Origin of the sequence: Sphingomonas daechungensis (assembly GCF_014489495.1) — a bacterium.
Classification (GTDB): Bacteria; Pseudomonadota; Alphaproteobacteria; order Sphingomonadales; family Sphingomonadaceae; genus Sphingomicrobium; species Sphingomicrobium daechungense.
The window spans coordinates 655621-679530 of sequence record NZ_CP060780.1 but is presented as its reverse complement, the minus strand read 5'-3'; the positions used below and the strand labels follow the sequence as shown (position 1 = coordinate 679530).

25 protein-coding genes, 2 tRNA genes and 4 pseudogenes are annotated in these 23910 nt (G+C 60.5%); 17 read left to right on the top strand and 14 right to left on the bottom strand.

Translation table 11 applies throughout. The features are described 5' to 3' along the window. Positions 1-761: 761 nt before the first annotated feature. Positions 762-2903 carry a PAS domain-containing sensor histidine kinase gene (locus H9L15_RS03525; RefSeq protein ID WP_187715172.1) on the bottom strand — a complete coding sequence of 714 codons (2142 nt, stop codon included), beginning with the start codon at positions 2901-2903 and terminating at the stop codon, positions 762-764. A 716-nt stretch (positions 2904-3619) separates the two neighbouring features. Between H9L15_RS03525 and H9L15_RS03520 the strand changes: the two genes are divergently transcribed. Next, the gene (locus H9L15_RS03520; RefSeq protein WP_187715171.1) at positions 3620-3781 is read left to right on the top strand and encodes a Flp family type IVb pilin; all 162 of its coding nucleotides are present in this window, start codon (positions 3620-3622) and stop codon (positions 3779-3781) included. A 159-nt stretch (positions 3782-3940) separates the two neighbouring features. Here H9L15_RS03520 and H9L15_RS18555 read toward each other — a convergent pair whose 3' ends face one another. Continuing rightward, entirely contained in the window at positions 3941-4063 is a 123-nt protein-coding gene (locus H9L15_RS18555) for a hypothetical protein (protein WP_262984903.1), read from the bottom strand. Positions 4064-4275: 212 nt separating this feature from the next. Between H9L15_RS18555 and H9L15_RS03510 the strand changes: the two genes are divergently transcribed. The 7 genes from H9L15_RS03510 to H9L15_RS18545 all read left to right on the top strand — a co-directional run bounded on the left by H9L15_RS03510 (position 4276) and on the right by H9L15_RS18545 (position 10736). After that, positions 4276-5451 carry an alginate lyase family protein gene (locus H9L15_RS03510; RefSeq protein ID WP_187715170.1) on the top strand — a complete coding sequence of 392 codons (1176 nt, stop codon included), beginning with the start codon at positions 4276-4278 and terminating at the stop codon, positions 5449-5451. Between the two features lie 268 nt (positions 5452-5719). After that, the gene (locus H9L15_RS03505) at positions 5720-6118 is read left to right on the top strand and encodes a GFA family protein (RefSeq protein ID WP_187715169.1); all 399 of its coding nucleotides are present in this window, start codon (positions 5720-5722) and stop codon (positions 6116-6118) included. Between the two features lie 433 nt (positions 6119-6551). Continuing rightward, positions 6552-7100, top strand: a complete 549-nt coding sequence (locus H9L15_RS03500) for a hypothetical protein (protein ID WP_187715168.1) — start codon at positions 6552-6554, stop codon at positions 7098-7100. A 45-nt stretch (positions 7101-7145) separates the two neighbouring features. Beyond that, positions 7146-7949 carry a hypothetical protein gene (locus H9L15_RS03495; protein WP_187715167.1) on the top strand — a complete coding sequence of 268 codons (804 nt, stop codon included), beginning with the start codon at positions 7146-7148 and terminating at the stop codon, positions 7947-7949. Next, positions 7853-8644: a hypothetical protein gene (locus H9L15_RS03490; protein ID WP_187715166.1), complete on the top strand. Its 792-nt coding sequence runs from the start codon at positions 7853-7855 to the stop codon at positions 8642-8644. Before H9L15_RS03495 ends, H9L15_RS03490 begins: the two co-directional genes overlap by 97 nt. A 23-nt stretch (positions 8645-8667) precedes the next feature. Then, the gene (locus H9L15_RS18550) at positions 8668-9315 is read left to right on the top strand and encodes a M13 family metallopeptidase (protein WP_187715165.1); all 648 of its coding nucleotides are present in this window, start codon (positions 8668-8670) and stop codon (positions 9313-9315) included. Next, positions 9201-10736, top strand: coding sequence for a M13-type metalloendopeptidase (locus tag H9L15_RS18545; protein WP_187715164.1), 1536 nt, complete (start codon positions 9201-9203; stop codon positions 10734-10736). The genes H9L15_RS18550 and H9L15_RS18545 overlap by 115 nt, the downstream gene beginning before the upstream one ends. Positions 10737-10925: 189 nt before the next feature. On the opposite strand, the gene H9L15_RS03475 is transcribed toward H9L15_RS18545, so the two are convergent. Together H9L15_RS03475 and H9L15_RS03470 are read right to left on the bottom strand one after the other, a co-directional pair. Continuing rightward, on the bottom strand, positions 10926-11351 hold the full coding sequence (locus H9L15_RS03475; RefSeq protein ID WP_187715163.1) for a hypothetical protein: 426 nt from the start codon (positions 11349-11351) through the stop codon (positions 10926-10928). Positions 11352-11405: 54 nt separating this feature from the next. Then, positions 11406-11624 carry a hypothetical protein gene (locus H9L15_RS03470; RefSeq protein WP_223276468.1) on the bottom strand — a complete coding sequence of 73 codons (219 nt, stop codon included), beginning with the start codon at positions 11622-11624 and terminating at the stop codon, positions 11406-11408. Positions 11625-11824: 200 nt separating this feature from the next. Between H9L15_RS03470 and H9L15_RS03465 the strand changes: the two genes are divergently transcribed. From H9L15_RS03465 to H9L15_RS03455, 3 genes are all read left to right on the top strand, one after another. Further along, complete coding sequence (locus H9L15_RS03465) at positions 11825-11998, top strand: DUF465 domain-containing protein (RefSeq protein WP_187715161.1); 174 nt, start codon at positions 11825-11827, stop codon at positions 11996-11998. A gap of 1 nt (position 11999) precedes the next feature. Beyond that, positions 12000-12260: a TFIIB-type zinc ribbon-containing protein gene (locus H9L15_RS03460; RefSeq protein WP_187715160.1), complete on the top strand. Its 261-nt coding sequence runs from the start codon at positions 12000-12002 to the stop codon at positions 12258-12260. A gap of 129 nt (positions 12261-12389) precedes the next feature. Beyond that, entirely contained in the window at positions 12390-13388 is a 999-nt protein-coding gene (locus tag H9L15_RS03455; RefSeq protein WP_187715159.1) for a TerC family protein, read from the top strand. A gap of 393 nt (positions 13389-13781) precedes the next feature. Here the strand turns inward: H9L15_RS03455 and H9L15_RS03450 are convergent. The 4 genes and pseudogenes from H9L15_RS03450 to H9L15_RS03435 all read right to left on the bottom strand — a co-directional run. Beyond that, positions 13782-13867 (bottom strand) — tRNA-Tyr (locus H9L15_RS03450). Between the two features lie 76 nt (positions 13868-13943). Next, positions 13944-14017 (bottom strand) — tRNA-Gly (locus H9L15_RS03445). Positions 14018-14070: 53 nt separating this feature from the next. Beyond that, complete coding sequence (locus tag H9L15_RS03440; RefSeq protein ID WP_317617575.1) at positions 14071-15195, bottom strand: PQQ-like beta-propeller repeat protein; 1125 nt, start codon at positions 15193-15195, stop codon at positions 14071-14073. A 368-nt stretch (positions 15196-15563) separates the two neighbouring features. Next, positions 15564-16190: pseudogene (locus tag H9L15_RS03435) on the bottom strand (tetratricopeptide repeat protein); the annotation flags it as partial. Positions 16191-16518: 328 nt separating this feature from the next. Here H9L15_RS03435 and H9L15_RS03430 point away from each other — a divergent pair. Beyond that, on the top strand, positions 16519-17376 hold the full coding sequence (locus H9L15_RS03430; protein ID WP_223276467.1) for an SGNH/GDSL hydrolase family protein: 858 nt from the start codon (positions 16519-16521) through the stop codon (positions 17374-17376). Positions 17377-17380: 4 nt separating this feature from the next. Here the strand turns inward: H9L15_RS03430 and panB are convergent. Together panB and H9L15_RS03420 are read right to left on the bottom strand one after the other, a co-directional pair. Then, a pseudogene (gene panB / locus H9L15_RS03425) lies at positions 17381-18243 on the bottom strand (3-methyl-2-oxobutanoate hydroxymethyltransferase); the annotation flags it as partial. Positions 18244-18268: 25 nt separating this feature from the next. Beyond that, on the bottom strand, positions 18269-18700 hold the full coding sequence (locus H9L15_RS03420) for a hypothetical protein (RefSeq protein ID WP_187715158.1): 432 nt from the start codon (positions 18698-18700) through the stop codon (positions 18269-18271). 94 nt (positions 18701-18794) lie between these two features. On the opposite strand from H9L15_RS03420, the gene H9L15_RS03415 reads away from it, so the two are divergent. The 4 genes from H9L15_RS03415 (at position 18795) to H9L15_RS16890 (ending at position 21245) form a co-directional block, all read left to right on the top strand. Continuing rightward, positions 18795-19205, top strand: a complete 411-nt coding sequence (locus tag H9L15_RS03415) for a low affinity iron permease family protein (protein WP_187715772.1) — start codon at positions 18795-18797, stop codon at positions 19203-19205. Positions 19206-19333: 128 nt separating this feature from the next. Next, the gene (locus H9L15_RS18540) at positions 19334-20122 is read left to right on the top strand and encodes a PAS domain-containing protein (RefSeq protein ID WP_398286603.1); all 789 of its coding nucleotides are present in this window, start codon (positions 19334-19336) and stop codon (positions 20120-20122) included. Continuing rightward, the gene (locus tag H9L15_RS18535; RefSeq protein ID WP_398286601.1) at positions 20005-21000 is read left to right on the top strand and encodes an ATP-binding protein; all 996 of its coding nucleotides are present in this window, start codon (positions 20005-20007) and stop codon (positions 20998-21000) included. The genes H9L15_RS18540 and H9L15_RS18535 overlap by 118 nt, the downstream gene beginning before the upstream one ends. Beyond that, the gene (locus H9L15_RS16890; protein WP_262984901.1) at positions 20916-21245 is read left to right on the top strand and encodes a response regulator; all 330 of its coding nucleotides are present in this window, start codon (positions 20916-20918) and stop codon (positions 21243-21245) included. Before H9L15_RS18535 ends, H9L15_RS16890 begins: the two co-directional genes overlap by 85 nt. On the opposite strand, the pseudogene ppa reads toward H9L15_RS16890, so the two are convergent. The 3 genes and pseudogenes from ppa to H9L15_RS03395 all read right to left on the bottom strand — a co-directional run bounded on the left by ppa (position 21208) and on the right by H9L15_RS03395 (position 22637). Further along, a pseudogene (gene ppa / locus H9L15_RS03405) lies at positions 21208-21752 on the bottom strand (inorganic diphosphatase). The gene H9L15_RS16890 and the pseudogene ppa sit on opposite strands and share 38 nt — an antisense overlap. Then, positions 21749-22132: a fluoride efflux transporter CrcB gene (gene crcB, locus H9L15_RS03400; RefSeq protein ID WP_187715157.1), complete on the bottom strand. Its 384-nt coding sequence runs from the start codon at positions 22130-22132 to the stop codon at positions 21749-21751. The pseudogene ppa and the gene crcB overlap by 4 nt, the downstream one beginning before the upstream one ends. Beyond that, a pseudogene (locus H9L15_RS03395) lies at positions 22132-22637 on the bottom strand (DMT family transporter). Before H9L15_RS03395 ends, crcB begins: the two are co-directional and overlap by 1 nt. Before the next feature lie 80 nt (positions 22638-22717). Here H9L15_RS03395 and rplQ point away from each other — a divergent pair. After that, the gene (gene rplQ, locus H9L15_RS03390; RefSeq protein WP_187715156.1) at positions 22718-23137 is read left to right on the top strand and encodes a 50S ribosomal protein L17; all 420 of its coding nucleotides are present in this window, start codon (positions 22718-22720) and stop codon (positions 23135-23137) included. A gap of 37 nt (positions 23138-23174) precedes the next feature. Here the strand turns inward: rplQ and H9L15_RS03385 are convergent, their stop codons facing one another. Then, the gene (locus tag H9L15_RS03385) at positions 23175-23858 is read right to left on the bottom strand and encodes a hypothetical protein (protein ID WP_187715155.1); all 684 of its coding nucleotides are present in this window, start codon (positions 23856-23858) and stop codon (positions 23175-23177) included. Between the last annotated feature and the right edge of the window lie 52 nt (positions 23859-23910).

Sequence of the window (23910 nt, the reverse complement as noted above, 5' to 3'; positions counted from 1 at the left end):
TCGAAGGCCGACGAAGCTGCCAGGAGGCTCGCTGAGGCGGTTTCTGAACGCTTGCAAGCGTATCCGACGTTTGGCCCCGCAAGGCCCGTTGGTGGCCATTCTGCGGGCTGTGGCTCAAGAGATGCCGATCGGTCCTAGCGGCAAGTTTGGGTGGAAAGCGGACGCTAGATGATGGCTAGTCGCCAGCACCACCAAGCCGAAGGCATTCGAACGATCTCCGCGAGATGGGGAGAAAGTGCCGCGAATCATCTGGTGGATCTGGAGCAGTGGCATCGGGAAGTGTGACCCGTCCAGCACTCGGCTCGCGCGATCAATGGGTGTGTTGATCGGGAAGCAGAATTGTGAAGAGCAAGATCGCTGCTGCGACCACGAGGATCAAAAGCCAGTCGTCGCACCGTAGCTGGTCTGTGTCCGGTCGATTCGCCATCGTGCCCCGAACTGATCACTAGCTGTATTGCGGTTCTCAGCAATGAGGCCGCAGAGGAACGTCCCAAATCGAGACTATCGTAAAGGCAGTTTCACGTTTGAAACTTGTTACGCTGACGTCATGTTCTATCGGCTTCTGCGGGAATGTTTGTTCAGCGACGCCCGAACAGTCGCAGAAGCTCGCTTTCGGGAGGCGCCCAGATCGCCTACGACTGCGGGAGCGGTCCGGCTAGAGCACCCAAATTCGAACCGGGCCGCTCTAACTCGTTGGCGCTTCGAATGGATGGGCGGCGAACTTCAATATTGTCCTGCATCACAAGCGGGCTGAGACGCGCTCAGGAGGACTCGCGACGATTCCCTGTGATCGCCGTCTCCGAACAGTGCAGCGCCCAGATGACTCCGGTTTCCGCGTAATCCAGGCGTACACCGCAACCGAGCGACTTCTCCACCATCGTCCGCGCGACGCGGTCGCCAAAGCCTTTTCGGGCGGGAGGTCTGACGACTGGGCCACCCGTTTCGCGCCAGAGCATGGAAAATGCGTGGCCTCCTCCCTCGTCGTCAAGCGACCAGGATACCTCGACGCGGCCGGTATCGTTCGAAAGAGCCCCGTATTTTGCAGCGTTGGTGGCAAGCTCGTGGAAGGCCATTCCGAGGGTCTGAGCTGCCGACGGCGAGAGCTCCACCTTCGGACCCTCGAGCAAGATCCTTGTGCCGACCAGATCTTTGAAGTGAAGCAACTGCGTTGCGATCAGGCTTTTCAGATCGGCCACCGCCGATTCTGAACGCACCAGGAGATCCTGGCTCGAACCCAATGCCCGGATGCGTTCTCCGAAGCGATCGAGAAAATCGTCTGTCCCCGCCGCGGCGGTCTGATAGGCAATCGCATTCACTAGGGTCAGCATGTTCTTGGCGCGATGATTCAGCTCGCGCATGAGATATTCGATCTTCTCCTCATACGCCTGGCGTTCGGACAGGTCGTAGAAATGGCAGACCACTCCTGGCCTGCCATCGGGCATCATGACCCGCTCGATCTTCCAGTCATACGCCTCGGTGGCGTCAATGTCCGCGCGACGTTCGACGGTCGTTGGTGAATGATAGGGCTCGCCAGAAGCCAGAGTGTGCCGGAAAAGCGCAATTGCTTCGCTTGCAAAGTTTTCGGGCCATATCGTTCGAAGGACGTCCTCGAAATCCTGGCCGATCAACGGTCGAACGTTTTCGAACACCTTTTGAGCGCCGTCGCTGACCTGGACGAGGCGGAAATCGGCGTCGACCGCATAGATTCCAAAGGGAGAGCGCTCGACCAAATGCTGGAAGGTCTCCTGCGACCCGCGGAGCCTGCGCTCCGCCTCCACCTGTTCCGACACGTCCTGAACGGTCCCGACCAGCCGGACTGCGGCACCGTCTTCAAACGTCACGTCACCGGCAGCGCGGACCCAGCGGACTGTCCCGGTCGTCCGATGGATCACGCGATAGAACGCCTCATAGCGGCCGTCGCCAGCGGGGTTGAAGGCCGCTTCCACGGCTGAGAGCAGCCCATCCCGATCCTCGGAATGAACGCCAGCCAGGAACGTTTCGACCGTGACAGTCTCGTCCTCTGCGACTCCCCAAATGCTTCGAACCCTGGAATCCCAGATCATGGTTCTGGATGCCGGGTAGAAATCATGGACACCCAGCCGACCGGCATGCAGGGCGGCGATCAGGCGAGCTTCGCTTTCCGCGAGCGCTTTCTCGGTCACGACGCGGTCCGTCACCTCTTCGCAGATGATGCCGACACCGGTGACCGCGCCGTCACTTCCACGGACAGGGTAGAAGTGCTCGCGCCATTCGCGAGTGACGCCAGGTTGAGCGGCCGTGGCCCCTCTGACAGTCACGTCCCGAAGCGGCAGCCCGGTCTCCAAGACCTGCCGGAGCGCCGGCTCGCCACTTTCCCTCAAGTCAGGAACCAAGTCCCAAACCGTTCGCCCGAGGTGCTCGACGACCGAAAAGCCGTTGGTTTCCGCAAGCGCCCGGTTGATGCGAAGGAACCTGAGGTCCCGATCGAACATGGCCAGTCCGATCGGAGCTTCGGCATACAGCACTTCCAGCTCGGCAAGTCGTTGGACCGCGCTTTCGTCATTGCTACTGGAGTGGCCGGTTGACCGTTCGTAGTCGGTGATGTCGACGTTCAAGCCACGGATGACCGTCACCCGCCCCTTATCGTCACGTTCGACCGATCCTCGATCCAAGACGGTGCGCACCGTGCCGTCTGGCCGAACGATCCGGAACTCATGACTGTAGTTGCGCTCTTTCCCGCCGAGAATGCCGATTGACTCTCCCTCGACCCGCAACCGGTCGTCGGGATGGATCATCCGCGCATATTCCGCTTCTCCATTCGGGGTCGTGTCGACGCCGTAGATTTGCTGCAAGCCTTCCGACCAGACCAGCCGGTCCTCGTCAGCATACCACTCGTAAAAGCCGGTCCCGGTGGCGAGCTGCACGGACTCACTCCGTTCAGCCAATCCCGCGACAAATTTCGAGTCGGGCAAGAAACCCCCTATTCGAGCATGAACGTCGTTTGCCGTTCACGCGAGCGAGAGCCTAACATACATCAGTTTATGCGGGTACGCGAACTGTGGAGAGCGGCCCGATACGCTCGACCGCCCGCCGAAAATGAGGCGGGTCCCAGTACGCGGCTGAATGACCTCGGCAGGTGAAATGCGTCTACGGATATGCGGTTCCATCGTTGGCGATGTCAGACTACCGACGATTGCACAGGTCAGCTGGCGATCGTCGTTCCCGGCGGTGCGAGCGGTGGCCTTAGCTCCTAGTGTTCGCAATGGCTCAAGATACCCCTAAGTCCGCAGCGGCCGGATGGCTCGAAAACGGACGTTAACGGTACGACCCCATAGGATCGCTTGCTCCGCACCGATCCTCTACCGAACATAGGCGACCGCTGCAACGAGATGGTCCTTGGCGAGTAACTTCTCTGACTTCCGCGTCAGTAAAGCTCCGAGTTCAATCCGAACTGGGAGCAGCTAGGCGAGCAGATGACTGATTTTCCATCCGACTTGGTCAATGTGACAAGCGAATGTTAACTTTCCTTGTCATAAACGTTCTGTGTCTAGCCGGTACTTCGACATCCCGGTTCGATCTTCGTCTCGGGCGGCTTGGCATTCAGTGTTCAGGCCGCCCAATTCGACTTTGGGGGCAGGCCATGGTTAAGCGATTTGTGAAGCTTTGTAACGACTGCAGCGGTGCCACGGCGATCGAATATGGTCTTATCGCTGCTCTCATCGCAGTCGCAGCAATCGCCTCGCTTCGGACCACTGGAACGAAGCTCAAGACCACGTTCGGAAACGTGTCGAACGCACTTTAGCGACTGCCACTAATTAGGAACTCCACGACAAGCGAAAGCTTGTCGCGGCAGCTTCGGGTCGAAGGCGGACGGTACCGCCGCGGAGACGACTTATCTGCGGCGCCGTGAAACGGCGATCAGGACAAGCCCAACCAGCAAGAGGACAACGCCGCGCCTAACCTAGGGGCGCTGATCAATCATGAAGCTGGAGGCGGGCCAGTTCACCAGCCCCGCGCCTTGCCCGATCCAGAGCAATCCCATCAGTACTGCGAAAATGCCGAGTGCGAGGTGGACGGCTTTCATCCGAGTCATCTTATTCAACAATTCAAAAAGTGTCCGCAGTGGGTCGCAAACTGCCGCGGCGGGAATGGGTGGATAGCTGCCGTCGCGATGATGACCTAGTGCAGGCTGGTGATGTCAAAAGTCCGGATTGTCACACCCTAGATTCAATGTCACCGGACGGTAAGTCGACCAAGGCACATCTTAGGACTCGTTCGCCCTTGATCCATCAGTGTATGCCCAAAGCGTCCAGACGACCCTACGCAGGAAAACGGTTTGGTGTGCTGTCGATTGCATTCGGACTCTTCGCTTCAGCCTTGTCCTCAGCGGTATCTGCGCAGGACAATCCTGCATTTCTACACCCTGGAGCGTTAAACACGGCTTCCGGGCTCGACAGGGCGCGAGCACGGATCGCCGCGGGCCAAGAGCCATGGGCAAGCATCCTCCACAGGGTTGAACAGAAGGCTCAGGCGCCCGGCCTAGCTCTCACCGTCATCGACGCGGAGGATCAAACTCAGGCAGCGGCTTCGCAAGCAGAAGCGGTGAAAGCTTACGCCAACGCGCTCGCATGGCGCCTTACGGGCAATCGCAAATATTCTCGACGGGCCATCGCAATTCTCAACCTTTGGGCGAACTTACGAGGATTCGTCGCGAAGACCGATCAGGACAAATTGCACGCTGGATGGATCGGCGCACTTTTCGGCGGGGCAGCCGAAGTCATGCGAGAGTCTCCAGACTGGAGCACTGACGACATAGCAGCCTTGCAGGCCATGTTTCGGCGAGCATTCTACCCGCAACTGCTCACGGCCAGTCACTGGAATGGCAATGTCGACCTGACCCAGATCGACGCTTTGATGACAATCGCCGTCTTTAACGACGACGTTTCCGCATTCAAAATTGGTCTGCGAAGGCTTGAGGCTCGAAGCAAGGCCTACATCTTTCTTCAATCCGTTCTTGAGCCTGGCGCAGGCGATCCTCGCAAAACTCCCGCGGTCTGGTTCGATCCCGTTCGGTGGGTCGATGGCCTGACCCAAGAAACCTGCCGTGACAACGGCCATCATGCACAGTTTGGGTTAGCCTCAGCCTTCGACGCCGCTGAAATTGCCTGGAATCAGGGTGTGGATGTTTACACGCCCCAAACCAAGCGGTTTACCGCGGCAATGGAGCTCTTGGCCCGCCAACTCTTGACCGGCGACATGCAAGGTACCTGCGCCAACGCAGTTTCAACCGACAACGTCTTCAATACCTTTGAAGTCGGGTTCAATCACTACCACCATCGCATGGGCTTGCCTTTGCCGTTTACCGAGCGGCTAATTTCTGAGCGTGTAAGACCCGACGGCGCGTCGGAATTGAACATATTCCACGAGACTTTGACCCACGGCTCAAATGGCAAATATGTTTGGCAGCAGTAGCTGGGCCTGCTGGTCAATTCGATCAAGCGGCAACCGAGTCATTGTCATGCGAGCCGACCCGCGGCTGAAGCACGCATCATAGGACAAGAGAGGGAGCTACTCGGCGAAAATCCGCAACAACGCCAAGTTGAGAGACACTGGTAATGTCCAGTTTCCACCCATTACCGCCGCTAAATCGCCTAGCGTCTGCTTTCGACCCAAACCTGCTGCGACGGTATCCGGCGGTCATTGGCGGGTTCCGCGAGCGTCTAAACTAAGGGGAAAGAGATTGCTTAAGGGCGCTTGTCATTGCGGGTCAGCAACCTGGACGCTTGAAGGCGATCCGGGGTCGATCACGGCCTGCAACTGCTCGCTTTGCAGCCGCTATGGAGCGCTGTGGGCTTACGATTTCGAGGGCGAGCGCATCGGCATCAAAGGTGCGACATCGGCTTACCGGCGGCCTGGCAAAGTGGAGCCTGCGCTAGAGATTCTGTTCTGTGCCAGCTGCGCCAACGTCGTTGCGTGGCGCGGTCTCCGGCTGGAAGCGGGTCGTCGTAGAATGGCGGTAAACATCCGCCTTGCACCGTTTGAGGCCGTCGCCGACCTGCCAGTTGACCACTTCGATGGCTTCGACACCTTTGAAGATTTGCCATCAAAGGGCCGAACGGTCCGCGACCTTTGGTCGTAAGTCTCAACCGTCCGCTTACCTGTAATTAGCGACGGTCGTCATCGCACGAAGGGGTCGAAGATTGTCGCGGCAGGTTTGGGTCGAAAGCGGAAACGAGAAGGCGCGCCCGTTATCCAGACGTGGATAGGAAAACGAGACGTGTACCAGCTTTTGACGAAAACGGGTTGGGCCGGCCACGACGAGTGAGATGCAAACGCAGAACCATATTTTGCGCCGCACGCCTCTAAGAGTCGCCAGTCATTAGCTCTACGGTCTTTAGCCTATCGGTACTGTTACGGAGTGACCTGTCTGCCAAGCTCGAGTGAAAGCATCTCTGAGAAGGGGCTGCCAGATGCGGAAAGTCGTAATTCTGTGGTTTCTCACAATCTGCGGCGGTTGCTCTCCTGAGGGGAACGTCGCCGCTCAAAGTGGTCCGTCGCCGTGGCCGGACGAATTGAAGCGCTTCGGTGACGGCTTTCCCAAATCTGGCGACCCCTGCCAGCGTGTCGGAGAGACCGAAGCGACGGTGGATTTTCTTGATGACAGCGCCACGCTCGTAGGCTGCCCCAACAAAGAGACTGCGTCACAAATCAAGGGCCAGGCTGTGGGAGAGGTCAATGGGGTCATTCTGATATTGGTCCCCCATGGCGACACCATCGCATCTGACAGCACGGCGAACGGTGAAGGAGATGTGAAGGTCCCCGATACTAAATACAATGCAACGGCCTCTGTCCCTTGCGTCAATGTTGGAAGCGCCGATGCGACGTGCCCCGCCGGCGTGACCCGTTCGCCCGACCAGATTGCGGTCGAAATCCAGCTCCCCAAGAGGCGCCAGCGCGTGCTCCTCTTCGACGGCAAGGGCAAGTTCGTCACCCATTCCAGCTCCCAGGCCGATGGGTCTGCGGCCTTGCAAAGCAGCGCCACCCGGCGTGACGACTGGACGATCGTGACGGTCGGCAAGGAAGAATATCGAATCCCGGATGCGTTCGTCCTTGGTGACTGAGCGCCCGCGTAAACTGCGTATCCAATGTCCATTCGAGAGGATCGCATGAAGCACGCAAGCACATATCTGGCACGCGCGGCGATTGGAGCTGCCGTCATCGCGCAATCGATCCAGCTCCCCGCGCAGGAGGTCCCCGGCTCGGTCCGCGACCTGGTCGGGGTCAAGGCCAGCGCCGGCGAAAGCTCGCTCGAGGCGCGCGGCTTCACCTACATCACCGGCGGAACGCGAGACGACCGCAAGTTCAATTACTGGTGGAACAGGAACACCAAGGAATGCGTGCGCGTCACGACCTTCGATGGCCTCTACGAGAAGATTGCGGTGGTTCCCAAGTCGGACTGCAACCAGAAGGGCGGAAGCGACGCGGGAACGGTGGCTGCTGTGGGCGCCATCGCCCTGATCGGCGCGCTAGCGCTGAGCCACAAGTCACACGACCATGACAATTACAGCCATTACGGCGATGCCAACAGCGAAGCGCAGTACGAGCGCGGCTATCGCGACGGGCTCTACAGCCACAGCTATCACAATTACGACCGTTCCCAGGCCTATACGTCAGGCTACGAGAACGGCGTTCGCGCCCGCGGTTACGAGACCGGCTACCGCAACAACAATTACTACGGCGGCGGCTATAGCGCCCACGTTTCGCTTCGCGACCTCGAAGGGCAGGAGCGCAGCTATGTGAAAGGCCAGCTGGCAAGTCGCGGCTTCCAGCTGCGCGACGACAAAAAGACCTATGACGGCCGCTATTCGACCTATTGGCGCTCATCATCGCGGCAGTGCATCATCGTGACAGCGAACAACGGCTACGTAACGTCGATCGAGCACACCAGCACGCAGACCTGCAGCTACTAATTTCGGTCACGCCAAGAATGAAGGATTCCGCAATGCGATTTTTCGATAACGCTGCGCGTGCAGGCTTCCTGCTCGCGGTCTGTATTGCCGCGCCGGCCGCTGCGCAGACCAAGACCGAGACCGTTAATTTTCCACGTGGCAAAACGAATACGACCCTCATCGGCTCGATCAAGGGTGATGTCGGCCGGGATTATCTCGTCCGCGCTGCTGGCGGCCAGACTCTGCGCGTCGTCTTAAGTTCTGCCAACAAATCAACGTATTTCAACGTGTTACCGCCAGGGAGCAATGACGAGGCAATCTTCATCGGTTCGACTTCAGGAGACAGCTTCAGTGGTGTTCTGCCTCAAAGCGGCACCTACAAGGTTCGGGTATACTTGATGCGGAATGCGGCGCGCGAGAACCAGTCGTCGCTGTATACATTGAAAGTCGGTCTGACCGGCGCTTCCACGGGTTCTTCGGCCGTTTCGGGCGGCGCTGGCAAGGAGCCGATCGACGATCTGGCGGGAATGGATGCAATCCGCGCGATCGATGTCATGGCCGAACGCGGCTTCAACGATGTCGACAGTTTCGAGTCCGGTGATACGCGCTACGGCATTTTCTACCGTCCCTCTTCGCGCCAGTGCGTCCAGCTGACCTTCGCCAACAACCGGGTCGAAGCCGCCAACGACATCGGCACCCACCCAAAGTGCAAATAATTCGTCCCTGACAGGAGGCTGACATGAGGAAGCGCTGGATCGCGATCATACTCGCATGTGCTGCAGCAGCACCTACAGCGTTTGCTGCACAGGCGGGCGTGGTCGCGGCGGGGCCAGATCAGTTGGCCTTCAGCAAGCAGAACATGGATACCTCAGTTTCCCCGTCGACAGATTTCTATCGGTATGCAGCCGGCAGCTGGTTGAAGCGGGTAAAGCGTCCCGAGCAGCATCCGGGCTATGGTTTCTTCGAAATCGTTCTGGACCAGGTTCAGCAGCAGATGAACGTGCTTCTGGCAAAGGCCGCGGCGGATGCTCCGAATGCCTCTTCAGGAACGCCCGCGCAGCAGGTCGGGACCCTCTACAACGCTTATATGAACACGGCCGCCCGGAATGCGGCGGGGATCAAGCCGATTCAGCCGTTTCTCGAAAAGGGCGACGCTATCAAGGATCTTGACGGATTGGCAGCGTATCTTGCCCAAAACGAGATTGATGGGGGCCGGGCATCTTCCTGCAAATTTCCCCAGGGCAGGACTTCAACAACAACACCGTCACATCGTTGTTCGTCCAGGGGGGCACGCTTGGTCTTCCGGAAGCCTTCGAAGACGTCTTTGAGGAACCTGCAGGTGGGCCCCGCATCACCGCCTATCGCAACTATCTCATCGAATCCCTGAAGATCGCAGGCTTCAACGCTGCCAAGGCAACATCGATGGCAGACGCGTCGATCGCGATCGATCGCGCGCTCCACGCGGCGAAGCTTCCACCCGTAGAGGCGAACGACCCCAGCAAAATCAACAACGCCCGGACCCTCGCGCAACTTCAGACAGAACTGCCGAACCTCAATCTCCGGAAAATCCTCGGAGGACTTCGTTTTGAGGAGCCCGACCACCTGATTCTGATGGAGCCGAGATACCTTCCGACCCTATCGAAGGTTCTCGCGGAAAGGCCGATTCAGGACATTCGCGACTACGTAAAGCTGCGGGTTATTCTCGCCTACTCGCCTTACCTCAGCAGCGATTTCGACAAGCCTCTGATCGGTCTGAACGAAGGGCTCGTTGGAGTCAGCGTGCTCCCGTCTCAAGAGGAGCGGGCGCTCGACATCATCAAGGGGAGATTCGGGCAACCCGTAAGCCGGCTTTACTCCGACAGCTTTTTTCCTCCGGAAACACGCCGACAGGCGGCCGAAATGGTCGGCCTGATCAAGGAGGCGTTCCAGGTCCGGATGCCGAATCGCAAATGGCTTTCTGACGCGACGCGATCGGCCGCGACGGACAAGCTGAACGCACTCTCCTTCTGGATCGGATACCCCGACGAGTGGGTGGACTATTCGAGCGTCGAGATCACGCCGGACCTCGTCAGTTCGCTCGTTTCAATCGCCCGGTTCGATTACGAGCGGATGCGCCAGAAGCTGGGCAAGCCCTGGGTCACCGAGCATTTCAACAACAGTCACACGCTGCCGATCGTGGTCAACGCGGCCTACGACCCGCAGATCAACGGCTTCGAAGTGCCCGTGGCAATCATCCAGGCGCCAATGTTCGACGCGCAATCTGACCCCGCAGTGAACTTCTGTCGCATGGGTGCCGTGCTGGGTCATGAAATGACTCACGGCTTCGACTGGACAGGGAAGCAGTTCGACAAGACCGGCAACATGAAGAACTGGTGGACGCCAAAGGATAGCGCCGCCTTCGATGCGTTGGCGGGCCTGCTGATCACTCAGGCCAACGAGTATGAGTTTTTGCCGGGGTCGCGCACTGCGACAGGAGCTCAGCAGGTCGGTGAGAACATGGCTGATCTCGGCGGAATTACTCTCGCCCACGCTGCTCTGCGCAAATACCTTGCGCTCCACCCGGAAAAGGACGTCGTAATCGACGGTCAGACGCAGGACCAACGCTGCTTTCTAGCTTGGGCTCAATTTTGGGCGTGGCAAGGAAAGGACGAAGCTCTTCGCTCGCAGGTCGCTCGCGATGCCCATCCGCCGAACGCCTACCGCGCCACCGCTCCGCTTCGTCACCTGGACGCGTTCTACAAAGCGTTCGGAATCAGGCCGGGCGACCCGATGTGGCTTGCACCGGAAAAGCGCGTTGAAGCCTGGTAATTCCCCTTCGAGGCGAGGCCGGCTTGGAGCAGCCGGGTCGCTCGCGCAAGCCCAGCTGCTGGTCCCCGGCACGGCTATCGCACAAGGGAGCTCCGTCTCTTCGCCGATCGAGTTCGGTCGACACGGACACCAGGCCTAGCGGCAGGTTTGGGTCGAAACCGGACGCGGAACCGGGTGAAGAGCGGCCATTTAAGCTGACAGCAGAACAGCAGTTTCTTTTTTTCGCGCCATCAAGTCTTCCAATTCCTGACGGAACAACTCGAGGCTCGCGTAGCTCGTATCGAAGATGACCTGGCACCGCCGTCGTGGCTCGTAATAATCCGCTAGGTCTACAGAGACCGAAACCTTGCCGGTTGCACTGGTTTGGCTCAACGAGATGAGCGTTACCCGCGTGTATTCTCCGTTCTCGCTGTAGCCCCATTCCGCTTCCACTGGCCCATTGGTTGGCAAAGGATACGGCGCGAGCCGTGAAGCAAACTCAACCAAGTCTTGCCACTGGACCCAAAAGCCGTTCCGCGCGCGAAAGCCGCTAGCCTCGACGGACGCGGCCAGCCAGCCAAAGTCGTCGTTTGGGTCGTTGGTGAACTCGTATGCCAGTGTCAGATTGTCGGCCATGGTGTGCCACACTGTCGGCGTTCCCTACAGACAGCAATGGGCCGAAGCCTGCCGCTATTCGCCTGAGCCTTCTCCACTTCCATCCTGAGTGGAGGAACGGCGAACGAGCCAGAACACCGCTGCAATGATCAGGATGTCCAGCACGACGGCCACTGCGGTTGAAGGCCATCCCCTGACGCCCACGGCGTGAAGCGACTTGGGTCCCAGTGTCCGCAATGGGTCGAAAGTCCCGCGCGGCGGAAACGGGTGGAAAGCGGACATCAGCCGCGGCATCAATTTTGTCCTCTTGAAGTGGCGAACGGGAGCAAATATGTAGGCTGGGCGGACCGGGCCCCTCTGGCGGCTGCTCTTTCAGGGCATTCGTGATGTCGGACCGCATCGGTTGATCCGGTGCGTTCGATAGGCTGTCAGCACTTCCCAAAGCACTGCCGGGTCTCCGATCAAACCTTGGTTTGAGCAAAGAGGAGACATCTATGCGTTCGCGTTTGTATAGCCTGCTCGAGGCGCACCAGCGCATCGACGGGCAACTGCGTTTCGAACAGCAACGCCGCTGGAAGGACTGGTTGAGGATCTCGCAGCTTAAGAAGCTCAAGCTGCCCGTGAAGGACCTGATCCATCGGCAGACGCTTCAGGCGGGGAGGGCTTGAGATGCAGTGCCCCGTTTGTGCGACCCAGCTGACCATGTCCGAACGGCAAGGTATCGAAATTGACTATTGTCCGTCCTGCCGCGGCGTGTGGCTCGATCGCGGCGAACTCGACAAGATCATTCAGCGAAGCGGCGCCGCAAGCGATGCACCCCCGCAAGCTGTTGTGCCCTATGGTCATGATCGGCATTGGGATGATGATCGTTATCAAGGCCGGCGCCACGGCAAGCGACGCAAGAGCTTCCTGGAGGAGCTGTTTGACTGACCGGTAAGCGCCCACCTCCGGCTGGAGGTGGCGCTGCCTTTTCATCCCATCCGGGCCCCTCTGGCGGACGACAGTCCGTGATGTCGGACGGGAACGCTCCTTCAAGGAGCGCTGACAAAGGGACCTGCAATGGAATTTCTGTTCTTCGACTGGCTCGGTAAGCCGCTCTGGATGTGGCTCGGCTTCATCGGCGTGGTCATCACCCTGCTCGTGCTCGACCTCGGTGTGCTGCACCGCAAGCAACGGGAGATCGGCGCGCGCGAAAGCATTATCATGTCTGCGTTCTACATCCTGCTCGGTCTCGGCTTTGGCGGATGGGTGTGGTGGTACATGGGCCCGACCGCCGGCATGAACTACGTTACCGGCTTCGTCATCGAGAAGAGCCTTGCGATGGACAATGTGTTCGTCATCGCGATGATCTTCACCTACTTCGCCGTTCCGCGCGAATATCAGCATCGGGTGCTCTTCTGGGGCATTCTCGGCGTCATCGTACTTCGCGCAATCATGATCGGACTGGGCGCAACGATCGTCAGCCAGTTTGGCTGGGTGCTCTATATCTTCGCGGCGTTCTTGATCGTGACCGGCATCAAGATGTGGGTGTTCGCCGACAAGGAGTATGACGTCGGCTCATCGCCGGTTCTTCGGTGGGTCCGCAGGCGGTTCAATGTCACCGACCGCTTTCATGGAAACCGCTTTTGGGTTCGCCTGCCGTCGGCGGAGGGCCGAAGCGCGGATCTGTTCATGACGCCGCTGTTCCTGTCTCTCGCCATGGTCGAGGTCGTCGACGTAGTCTTCGCAGTCGACTCGGTCCCCGCCATCTTCGCGATCACGACGGACCCGTTCATCGTGTACACCTCGAACATCTTCGCCGTGCTCGGCCTGCGCGCGCTCTACTTTGCCCTCGCGGCAATGGTGCACCGGTTCCACTACCTGAAATACGCCTTGAGCGTGCTGTTGGTCTTTATCGGCTCTAAGATTTTCCTCGCAGACGCACTGGGCATCGCCAAGATTCCACCCCTCGTATCGCTGGCCGTCACCTTTGCGATCCTCTCGGCCGGCGTCGGCTACTCGCTTTGGAGGACCGGTGGGCGGCCTGAAGCCGACTCGCTGACTCCTGCGAAGAGCTGAACGAACCGTCTGGTCGCGAGGATTTCAGCGCCAGCCCGTCAGGAGGCCGCGGCGATGCTGATCGCGGATGCCTAGTGTCTTGCTTTGGGTCGAAAACGGTCGCGGCAGGTTTGGGTCGATACCTGCCATTAGGGCAGGGGGTGGTCGGATCTCTACATTGATGGGATCGGACAGCGGCGCGGAATCGCCACTCGAACGCTAACTGGAGATTTTCCGTAGCGAGGCCATTTTTGTGTATCGCCGTGTATCGGCGATGTATCACGGAGCCGACGGTACTCGACGGAAATTGACAGAAATCTGCGTTTTTTGATGTCGGTAAATGTTAGACCGATCCGTTGGGAGCAGCCCGCGGAAGTGCCGCAAAGAAATGGCCGAAATCGGCCATTGCGTGCGTGGTGGAGAGGGCTGGATTCGAACCAGCGTACGCTTGCGCGGGCAGATTTACAGTCTGCTGCCTTTAACCACTCGGCCACCTCTCCAGGTGCAGGCAGGCGCGCCATGTGGCGGCCAGTGACAAGAGTGTCAACGGTGCTGAAGCGCCGAGCTACCTTGTTTTGGAGCGGGTGAAGGGAATCGAACCCTCGTCGTAAGCTTGGAAGGCTTCTGCTCTACCATTGAGCTACACCCGCACCTGAGCGGAGGCGTCCCATGCCCCAGCGCTCGCACATCCGTCAACCGCCGCTTAGCGCCAGGCGCGAAGGCGTCCCTCGTCGTCAAGGATAAACATGGTGTTGTTGGCGACGACCGGCTGCAGGTGAACCCCGCCCTTCATGTTGGTCTGGCTCTGGAAGGCACCATTGCTAGGGTCGATGTTGATCAAGGCGCCCTCGGAGCTGGCGACGATCAACCGTCCACCGGCCAGGATCGGTCCGACGTAGGAAATCGGCCCCGCCTTCTTCTTCACGTTGCGGAATGCCGGCGCCTGCGCGATCCATCGGATCTTGCCGCTGGCGCGGTTGATGCAAATGATCTTGCCATCGTCGGTCACGACGAACACCCATTCACCGGCGACCCAGGGGGTCGAGATTCCGGCGATGTTCAGTTCCCACTGCCGCTGGCCGGTCAGCAGGTCGATTGCGACCATGCGGCCGCCCTGGCCGACCGCGAGGACCTGGCTGTTGTCGATCACCGGATCGGCATCGACGTCGGAAATCGAAGCGACGCTGGTTCGGATCGTCGTGCGCGCCAGCTGATCCTGCCAGACCAGGCGGCCGTTCTCATAACGGTACGCGTTGAGCTCGCCGGACGAGAAGCCAGCGACGACCGTCCCTTGGCCTACGGCAGGAGAGGCGGAGCCGAACACGCCCGCGATTTCCAGCGCGGCTGATTGCGACCAATCGGTCGCGCCATCCGCGGTCTTGAGAGCGTAGATCTGGTTGTCCTGGGTGATCACATAGAGAGAGTCCCCGACGACGGTGGGCGCTCCACGGATCGGGCCAGTCGGGTGGACCTGCCAGATAATCCCGCCGTTGCGCGCGTCCAGCGCGGCGACGTAGCCGAGCCCGTTGCTCGCGTAGATCTTGCCATTGTCGTAGGCGACGCCGCCGCCGAACAGCGACGCCGTATTGGTTTTCTCGAACCCGAACTGTGTGGACCAAGCGGTTGCGCCGGTCTGCGCATCGAAGGCACGGACAGTCGCCTGCGTGTCGATGGTATAGACGCGGCCGTCCCCGACGACCGCCGATGACGCCAGGCGCTGGCTGGTGCTGCCGCCCGGCCGATCGAGACTTCCCAGGCCTGGCCGACCGACTGGCCGAGCGCGACATGTCCCATCGATTTCGAAGCATTTCCGCCAGACTGGCCCCATTCCGTGTTGGCGACGGGATCCGGAATGGTGAACGGCTGTGCAGCGGTCGCATCGTCGACCGCGACATCCTGCTCGGTCGCGAGGACAGCGACCCGCTCGCCCACGACGGGCGTCTTGGGCGCGCCTTTCTTGAAGATTCCGCATCCGCTGGCTGCCAGTGCAGCAAGCGTCAACACAACGAGCTTCGTCCGAACTGCCTTCATATCGTCAATCCTATTGCTGCACCGGGGCATCGACGCGCTTGCGTCCACCCCAAGAGTGCCCGCGACCTGGACGGCGCGTGCGCGAATGGAACCTGGAACCTGTGTATCGGCGGCGACTGCGGCGAACATGCGGCCTGCCTCCGCGCGCTTGCCCTGTTTGAGTAAAGCGAGGGCGGTCATTTCGCCGGCACTGCCGAACCAGGGATTGCCGGCCTTGGCCAACGGCGCCATGCGGGCGATGACTTCGTCCGGTTTGATTGTGTCGAACTCCAGCGCGGTGAGGCGGATATTGCCTGCATCGCGGTAAGCATCCGGCAGACCCTTGTCGTTCACGATCTCGCGATACTTGGCGACGGCTGCGGTGCGATCGTTCTTCTCCAGCGACAGCGCTGCGCTGGTGAATAGCGCCGTCGCGCGGACGATGTCGTTGCCGGACTTCTCCAGCTTTTCCACGCGTTGCGGGACGGTCTGCCGCTTGTTTTGCGCGATGTCGTTGAAGATGGCGTGAAGCTGTTCCGACTCTTCGGCCGCCTTCTTGTTCTGGTACTGCTCCCAGTAAATCCAGCCACCGGCGGCGGCGAGGAACAGGATCACCGCGAGTGCGATCCACTTGGCATTCTTCTGGAAGAAGTCCTGAAGCCGGTCGCGCCGAAGATTCTCGTCGACTTCCCTAAGAAAAGTGTCGTTGCTGTCCGTCGGAACCGCCAAGACCTGCCTCAAATCGAAGATACGGGGATAAAAATGCCGACCGCTCCCTTCCTCACTAAAGCTGAACGGAAGCTGGCGGTGCATCGTCTAGCGGCTGAAAAGCCAAAGGCAAAGGGGTGGCCTTCGGGCAATTGATCGGACTAGTCCGGCGGCGAAGAGGATTGTTGATGGCGGGTCTTCGTATTGCTGTTTCCCTGCTTCTCCTTGCCACGGCATGCTCGGCGCAATCGGGGCCGCGTGTCGCCCCGGTCGAAGGCCAACTGCGCAAGGATCTGCACGTCCTGCCGATGCATGTTGGAGGGCGTGCCGTGCTTCGCGAGAACGAGGTCCTGCGACAGTGGCCCGGTACGTATTTCGAGACTGCTTTCAACGGGACCGAAATCTATTTCCGTGTGGGGAAGGCGAACAGAAATTGCACGTCCGCCTGGACGGGCAGGTCATCCAAACGCTGATGCGGCCTGCCGCCGGGCTCTATGCGTTGACGGGCCTGGCGAAAGGTCCGCATCGACTTGCCGTCGAGGTCGCAAGCGAGAGCCAGGCCGGGCCGACCGCCTTCGGCGGTTTCTTTGCGCCCGCGTCGACCAAAGCATCCAATTGGCCAGCCCGGACCCGCCAGATCGAGTTCATCGGCGATTCCCACACCGTAGGTTACGGCAACACCTCCGCCACGCGACAGTGCACGGAGCAAGAGGTGTGGGAGACCACGGATACGTCCCATGCCTTCGGTCCGATCCTCGCCCGGCGCTACGCGGCCGACTACGAGGTCAACGCAATTTCGGGACGAGGCGTGGTCCGAAGCTACGACGGGGCCGCCGTCGATAGCCTGCCGACAATCTACCCGTACGTCCTCTTCAATCGCGATAAGCTTGCTCGCGATGCGACGTGGCAGCCGAGCCTGATCGTCATCTCCCTCGGCACCAACGACTTCTCGACCCAGCTTCATCCCGACGAGAAATGGCGCTCACGAAAGGAGCTGAGCGCCGATTTCCGAAGCTCCTACGTCGCGTTCGTCAAGCGCCTGCGAGCCGCGAATCCGGACGCCCAGTTCGTCGTGTGGACGACGGATGCTGCGAACGGGGAGATTGCTGCCGAGGTCCGCAGCGCTGTCGAAGACCTCAAGGCCGCGGGCGAAAAGCGCATCGACTTCGTGGAGATCGCCGGCCTGGAATTCGGCGGCTGCAACTATCACCCGTCGGTGGCCGACGATCGCAGGATTGCTGAACGTCTCGCGGTCGTAGTCGACGCTCACGGGGATGTCTGGCGGAACTAGTCGCTCTTGGGCGGTAGGTCTGATCAGCCGATGGAAAGGTCCGCGACCGGACCTCCTCAGCGTAGCTCCTTGCAGCGTTCGAGATTTGCTCGGCGAGGTTGTCGTAGCGCTTCACGAAACGCGGCGTGCGCTCGAACAGGCCGAGCATGTCGTCCGTCACGAGGATTTGTCCGTCGCAATCTGCCGATGCACCAATGCCGATGATCGGCGCCGCGACTTCGCGCGAGATCCGGGTCGCAAGCTCTTCCATCACCCCTTCGAGGACGATGCAGAATGCGCCGGCGTCCGAAATCGCCCGCGCATCGCCGAGGATCTTGGCCGCCTCGGCATCGCCGCGGCCACGAGCTCCGTAGCCGCCAAGCGTGTTCACGGCCTGGGGGTGAGGCCGACATGGCCGACAACCGGAATGCCTCGCTCGGTCAGGAAGCGGACCGTCGGAGCCATGGCTTCGCCGCCTTCAAGCTTGATCGCCGCGCAACCGGTCTCCTTCATCACGCGGGAGCAGCTGGCAAAGGCTTGCTCCGGCGAGCCCTCGTAGGATCCGAACGGCATGTCGACGGCCACCAATGCATGCCAGCTGCCGCGAACGACCGCGGCACCATGCGCGATCATCATTTCGAGGGTCACAGGGATGGTCGAGGGCAAGCCGTAAATGACTTGCCCAAGGCTGTCGCCGACAAGGAGCAGGTCGCAATGCTCGTCGAGCAATTGCGCCATCCGCATCGTGTACGCCGTCAGCGCGACGATGGGCTGATCGGTCTTCCCCTCCACCTTGCGCGCGCGCAGCGATGGCGCGGTCACCCGCTTGCCGGGAACGGGCGTCGGGGTCGCGCGGCTCGTTGCCGTGTCGATGGTGAACGTGGACATGGAGCCGGCTTTTACCGGCGAGTTGTCAGACCAGCCAGCCCCGCTGCCGCGAATGGCGTGCGAACGACCAGATCGTGCCCGTGATCAGGATGATAATGACCGCCATTGCAATGTCATTCGTGGTCACGTTGTCGCGGATGGCCGGGACGGTCGCCAGCGGAACAAACGTAAAAACTGCCGCGACCAGGGACACAAGTAGAAGCGGCTCGGCGGTCTTTTTGCGGAGAAGCAGGAGGACAGCGCCGATCAACCCCACCCAGACCGCAATCGCATAGGCGGCAACTTGCCAGACGGGCCGGGCCAGAACGAGATTGCGTTGGTCGAGCGGCAGGCTCTGCGGATCGGTCGTCACATCGATGACGTATCCGGCGCAACCGATCGCCATGAATAGGATCGATGCGATTGCAGCGAACTTGAACCAGCCAGCGACCGGTCGAGGCGAGGTGGTTTCGTCCATGTGGCCCTCTTCGAAATGATCACGGACACTGCGCGCGGGATTGCTGTTTCGCAAGCGGTTCGGCACCATTTCGTTGCGAGTGCGTTACGGCGTCATGGAACGGTTCTTCGCGCGTGTTGCGACGAGTATTGCCACGGTCGCTGGTCAGCCACTGACCTTCCTCCTGGCTGTGGCTGTCATCATCGTCTGGGCAGTCACCGGTCCGATCTTTCATTTCTCGGATACGTGGCAGCTCATCATCAACACCGGGACCACGATCGTGACGTTCCTGATGGTGTTCCTGATCCAGAACGCGCAAAATCGTGACGCTGGAGCAATGCAGGCAAAACTGGACGAGTTGTTGCGCGCCGTTGCGGACGCGAGAGACCGCTTCATTGGAGTGGAGCATTTGACCGAGCGAGAGATTGAGATGATCCGTCGGGCGCTCGAACGAGAGGCGAAGGATCCGAACAGCAAGCCCGGCAGCGCCAAGGGAACTGTCGATCGGCTGCTTGACCGTTTCTAGGACATGAGCGGGGGAGATTTCCTTTGAATCAGAGGCAATTGCTAATAAGTGACATTCCGGGGCTGATGAATGCCGGCGCAGTTTGCCGGCGAGTTAGGAACAACTGCGTCTTGTCCAATCTCGAGAGTATGTCGGAGCAGCAGCGTTTCCAGCTGCTCATCCACTCGATCACCGACTACGCAATCTACATGCTCGACCCGACCGGTCTCGTGACGACCTGGAATCCGGGCGCGGAGCGATTCAAGGGCTACTCGGCCGATCAGATCATCGGTCATCACTTCTCTTTATTCTTCACGCCGGAAGATCGTGCAGCGGGTCTTCCGGCCAAGGCGCTCCGCACTGCGCTTGCGGAGGGGCGCTTCGAGGCTGAGGGATGGCGAGTGCGCAAGGATGGCACCCGCTTTTGGGCGAATGCCGTGCTCGATCCGGTGTTTGATACCGAAGGGCAGCACATCGGCTTCGCCAAGATCACTCGCGACATTACGGCGAAGCGTGAGCAGGAAAGAGCGCTTTACGAAAGCGAGCAAAGGTTCACGACCCTCGTCCAAGGCGTGCGCGACTACGCCATCTACATGCTCGACACCGATGGCCGCATTACCAACTGGAATAGCGGGGCCGAGGCGATCAAGGGCTATACGGCCGACGAAATCGTCGGTCAGCATTTCTCGCGTTTCTACACGGACGAAGATCGGGCTCGCGGCGAGCCGCAGTTTGCGCTGGAGACGGCGCTTCGCGAAGGCAAGTACGAACGCGAGGCGTGGCGCGTTCGCAAGGACGGTTCGCCGTTCTGGCCAGCGTGGTGCTTGACCCCATCTTCGATGAGAGCGGCAAGCATGTCGGCTTCGCCAAGATCACCCGCGACATCACGGAGCGAAAGAAGGCCGAAGAGGAACTGGAAGATGCGAGAACCTCGCTGATTCAGTCGCAAAAGTTACAGGCGCTTGGTGAGCTTACCGGCGGCATCGCGCACGATTTCAATAACCTGATGACTGTCGTTGCGGGTTCGGCGGATTTCCTCCTGCGCAAGCCCGACCTGCCGGAAAACAAGCGCAAGCAATATCTCGAAGCGATCGCCGAGACCGCCGAGCGGGCGACGACCTTGACCAACCACCTGCTTGCCTTCGGCCGGCGCCAGCCGATCAAGCCCGAAGTTCTTGACCTCAACGTTCGTCTCGACGCGCTGGCGGAAGTGCTTTCGCGCACTCTCGGCAACAATGTTCACGTCGCGCTGGCGCTGACGTCGGACGATACTCGGGTGGAAATCGATGCGGCGCAGTTGGAGACGGCCATTCTCAACGCTGCGGTCAACGCGCGCGACGCCATGCCGGACGGCGGGACTCTAACCCTGGGGACGCGTCGCGTCGACGAGCAGGGTTCCGAATTCGTTGCGCTCGACGTGAGCGACACGGGCACGGGCATGTCCAAGCACGTCATCGAACGCGCGTTCGAACCTTTCTTCACGACCAAGGAAGTCGGCAAAGGCACCGGCCTTGGCTTGTCGCAGATCCACGGCTTCGCGGCGCAGGCCGGCGGCCGCGCCGAGATCAGGTCTCAGGAGGGCGAGGGGACAACCATCACCTTCCTCCTGCCCGAACGGAGAAGAAGGCTGCAGCGGCGATCGCAACCTCGGAAGTCCATGATCTGCCCGAAGGGCTCACTGTCCTGCTGGTTGAGGACAATCCACAGGTTCGCGAGTTCGCAGAGGGCCTGTTGGTCGATCTGGGGTGCAGCGTCATCTCCGTGGATTCGGCCGAGCAGGCATTGGAATCCCTGGGCTCCGACGAGGTCGACCTGATCCTGTCGGACGTCGTCATGCCCGGAATGAGCGGCCTCGAACTCGCCCGCCGGGTCCGCGAGACCCGGCCAGGCATCCCGGTGCTGCTGGCCACCGGATACAGCAACGAAATCATGGAGCGCGGTTTCGAATGCGCCGTGCTTGGCAAGCCGTTCGGAGCGGCAGACCTGAGCAGGGCCATGTCCGCCCTGCTCATCGAAAGCGGGATTAGTCGACCGAAGACTTCTGCTGCTGCGCGCGGCTGATCGCTTCCGTCACGATCCGGCGCGCGTCCTCGGCATCGCCCCAATTGCCGATCCGCACCCACTTTTCCGACTCCAGGTCCTTATAGTGGGTGAAGAAGTGCTCGATCTGTTGCAGGATGATTGAGGGCAGGTCCTGCCGCTCCCCACGTCCGCGTAATAAGGAAAGGTCGTGTCGACCGGCACGCAGATCAGCTTCTCGTCCCCGCCATGTTCGTCCTCGAGATTGAGCACGCCGATCGGCCGGGCGCGCACCACGCAGCCGGGAACGAACGGCGAGCGGGCGATCACCAGCGCGTCAAGCGGATCGCCATCGGGCGATAGAGTGTGCGGGACGAAGCCGTAGTTCGCCGGATAGCGCATCGGCGTGTGCAGGATGCGGTCGACGAACAAGGCGCCCGACTTCTTGTCGAACTCATATTTCACCGGCTCGCCGCCAACCGGCACCTCGATGACGACGTTCAGGCTTTCGGGCGGATTGTCGCCGACGGGAATCAAATCGATATTCAAGGGAGAGGTGCTCCGGTTCGAAAAAGGCTGAGGCCGACGAACAATGCCACGAGGCTCAGGATGACCGAACCCGCGACGTAGATGGCTGCCGACCAATATGCGTGGCGCTCCATTAGCAAAGCCGTGTCCAGACTAAAGGCCGAAAATGTCGTGAAGCCGCCCAGAATTCCGGTGGTTAGGAACAGGCGCATGTGCTGCGGGACACCGGTTCGGAACAGGAAATAGCCGGCGATAACGCCCATCGCGAGCGAACCGATGACATTCACGATCAGGGTTCCGTACGGGAAATCCACGCCGAACAGTCTCATCGAGGTCAGGTTCACCCCGTGACGGAGCGCTCCGCCGATGCCCGCACCGAGGAAAACGATCAAATAGCCCATCACCCTCTCCGTACCAGGACGGCTCCGACCAGAACGAGCAGCGCTCCGGCAATTCGCTCCACGCTGACCGGCTGGCGGGCCAAACCGAGCAGTCCGAAGTGGTCCATGATCAGCGCGGCGAAAATCTGACCGGCGACCGCTGCAGTCAACATGGTCGCCACGCCGATCCGCGGAGCGGCGAACGCGGCCATCGCGACGAAGAAGGCGCCGTAGAAGCCCCAAGCCAGGCATACCAGGGGACCGACTTGAGTTCCGGAGCGAATACCCGGCCGCCGGTGATCGCCACCATGGCGCCGAGCGCAAGCATGCCGACCACGAAGGATATGAAAGCGGCAACAACCGGCGATCCCGATGCCTTGCCGAGGAGGGCGTTGGTAGGCGCCTGGATCGCGATGAAGATCCCCGCAATGACGGCTAGCGACAGGGCAAGGCGGCTGCATTCATCCGGCGTTCCTCTTGACTTCCGCGAGCCATTCCGCTTGAGGGCGGCGCTCAGCGAAAGCAACGGGAAAAGGGCGGCTCCCGCAAACAAGTCCGCCTGGCCGGGATTACCTCGTACGGGTCCCGAACGAACGGAGAAGAACCATGCGTCACCGCGTAGGCGGCCGTAAGCTGCAGCGTACCTCGAGCCACCGTGCGGCCCTGTTCCGCAACATGGCGGCAGCGCTGATCAAGCATGAGCAGATCACCACCACCACCGCGAAGGCGAAGGAGCTACGGCCCTACGTCGAGAAGCTTATCACGCTCGCCAAGCACGGCGGCCTCAGCAATCGCCGTCTCGCCCAGTCGCGCCTGATGGACGACGCTCAGCTCGTGAAGCTCTTCGACGTGCTCGCACCGCGCTATGCCGACCGTAACGGCGGTTACACGCGCATCATCAAGGCTGGCATCCGCGCCAGCGACGCCGCGCCGATCTCGATCATCGAGTTCGTCGATCGCGACGTTTCGGCCAAGGGCCAGGACAGCGGCCCGGTAATGACCGAGGAAGAGTTCGAAGCCGCCTGACGTCTTCGGACCACTGAATAGAAAAGGGCCGCGGAGTTCATCCGCGGCCCTTTTTGTTCGTGCAGCTATCTCTATGCGGCTCGCGGCAGCGACTTCCTGCGCGAACGCCGCATCGCGAAGCCCACAACCCCAAAGCCGAGGAGCGCCATGCCCAGGTGGCGGGCTCGGGCACAGCGGTCGCCGGAGCAACCGTCGCACGAACGATCAGGTCGTCAAAATCGCCGTCCGGGCCCGCAAGTTGATCGTCGAAACCAAGGTAGAAGACCGACCATGGATCGCCGGAAACCGCATTCGCGCCCAAAAAGAGCGCAAGGCCGGGATCGCCGACGTTGGCCGAAAGCCCGCCGGAGCTGGTGAAGCCGAACAAGCCGGCGAGGTCGCCCGCAAGGAATGACGCGCTACCTACGGCAGTCGGCGATGCGAAGCTGTTCAGGAACGAGGTGAATTCCTGAAACGTCAGGCCCGACGCTTGGAAACCGTCGTCGAAACCGCTTTCGCTTCCGAGAACGTCGAAGGTGATGATCGAATCCTCGTCGAGGACGAGTGAAATCCCCGACGTTGCAACCTGGGTCAGGCCAAGGCTGCCAAGCTCCGTCGTGAAGTCATTCCCAGACGGAATGCCGGCTGGTGGATCGAACCCCACGATGACCGATGCACTGGCTGGGCCAGCACTCGTAATGAAGGCAACAGCCGCGACGATGGTTCTGGTGGTGAACCGCATGTGCCCGCTCCGATGAAAAGTGACGTCATGATTGACGATGAGCGAACAGGGA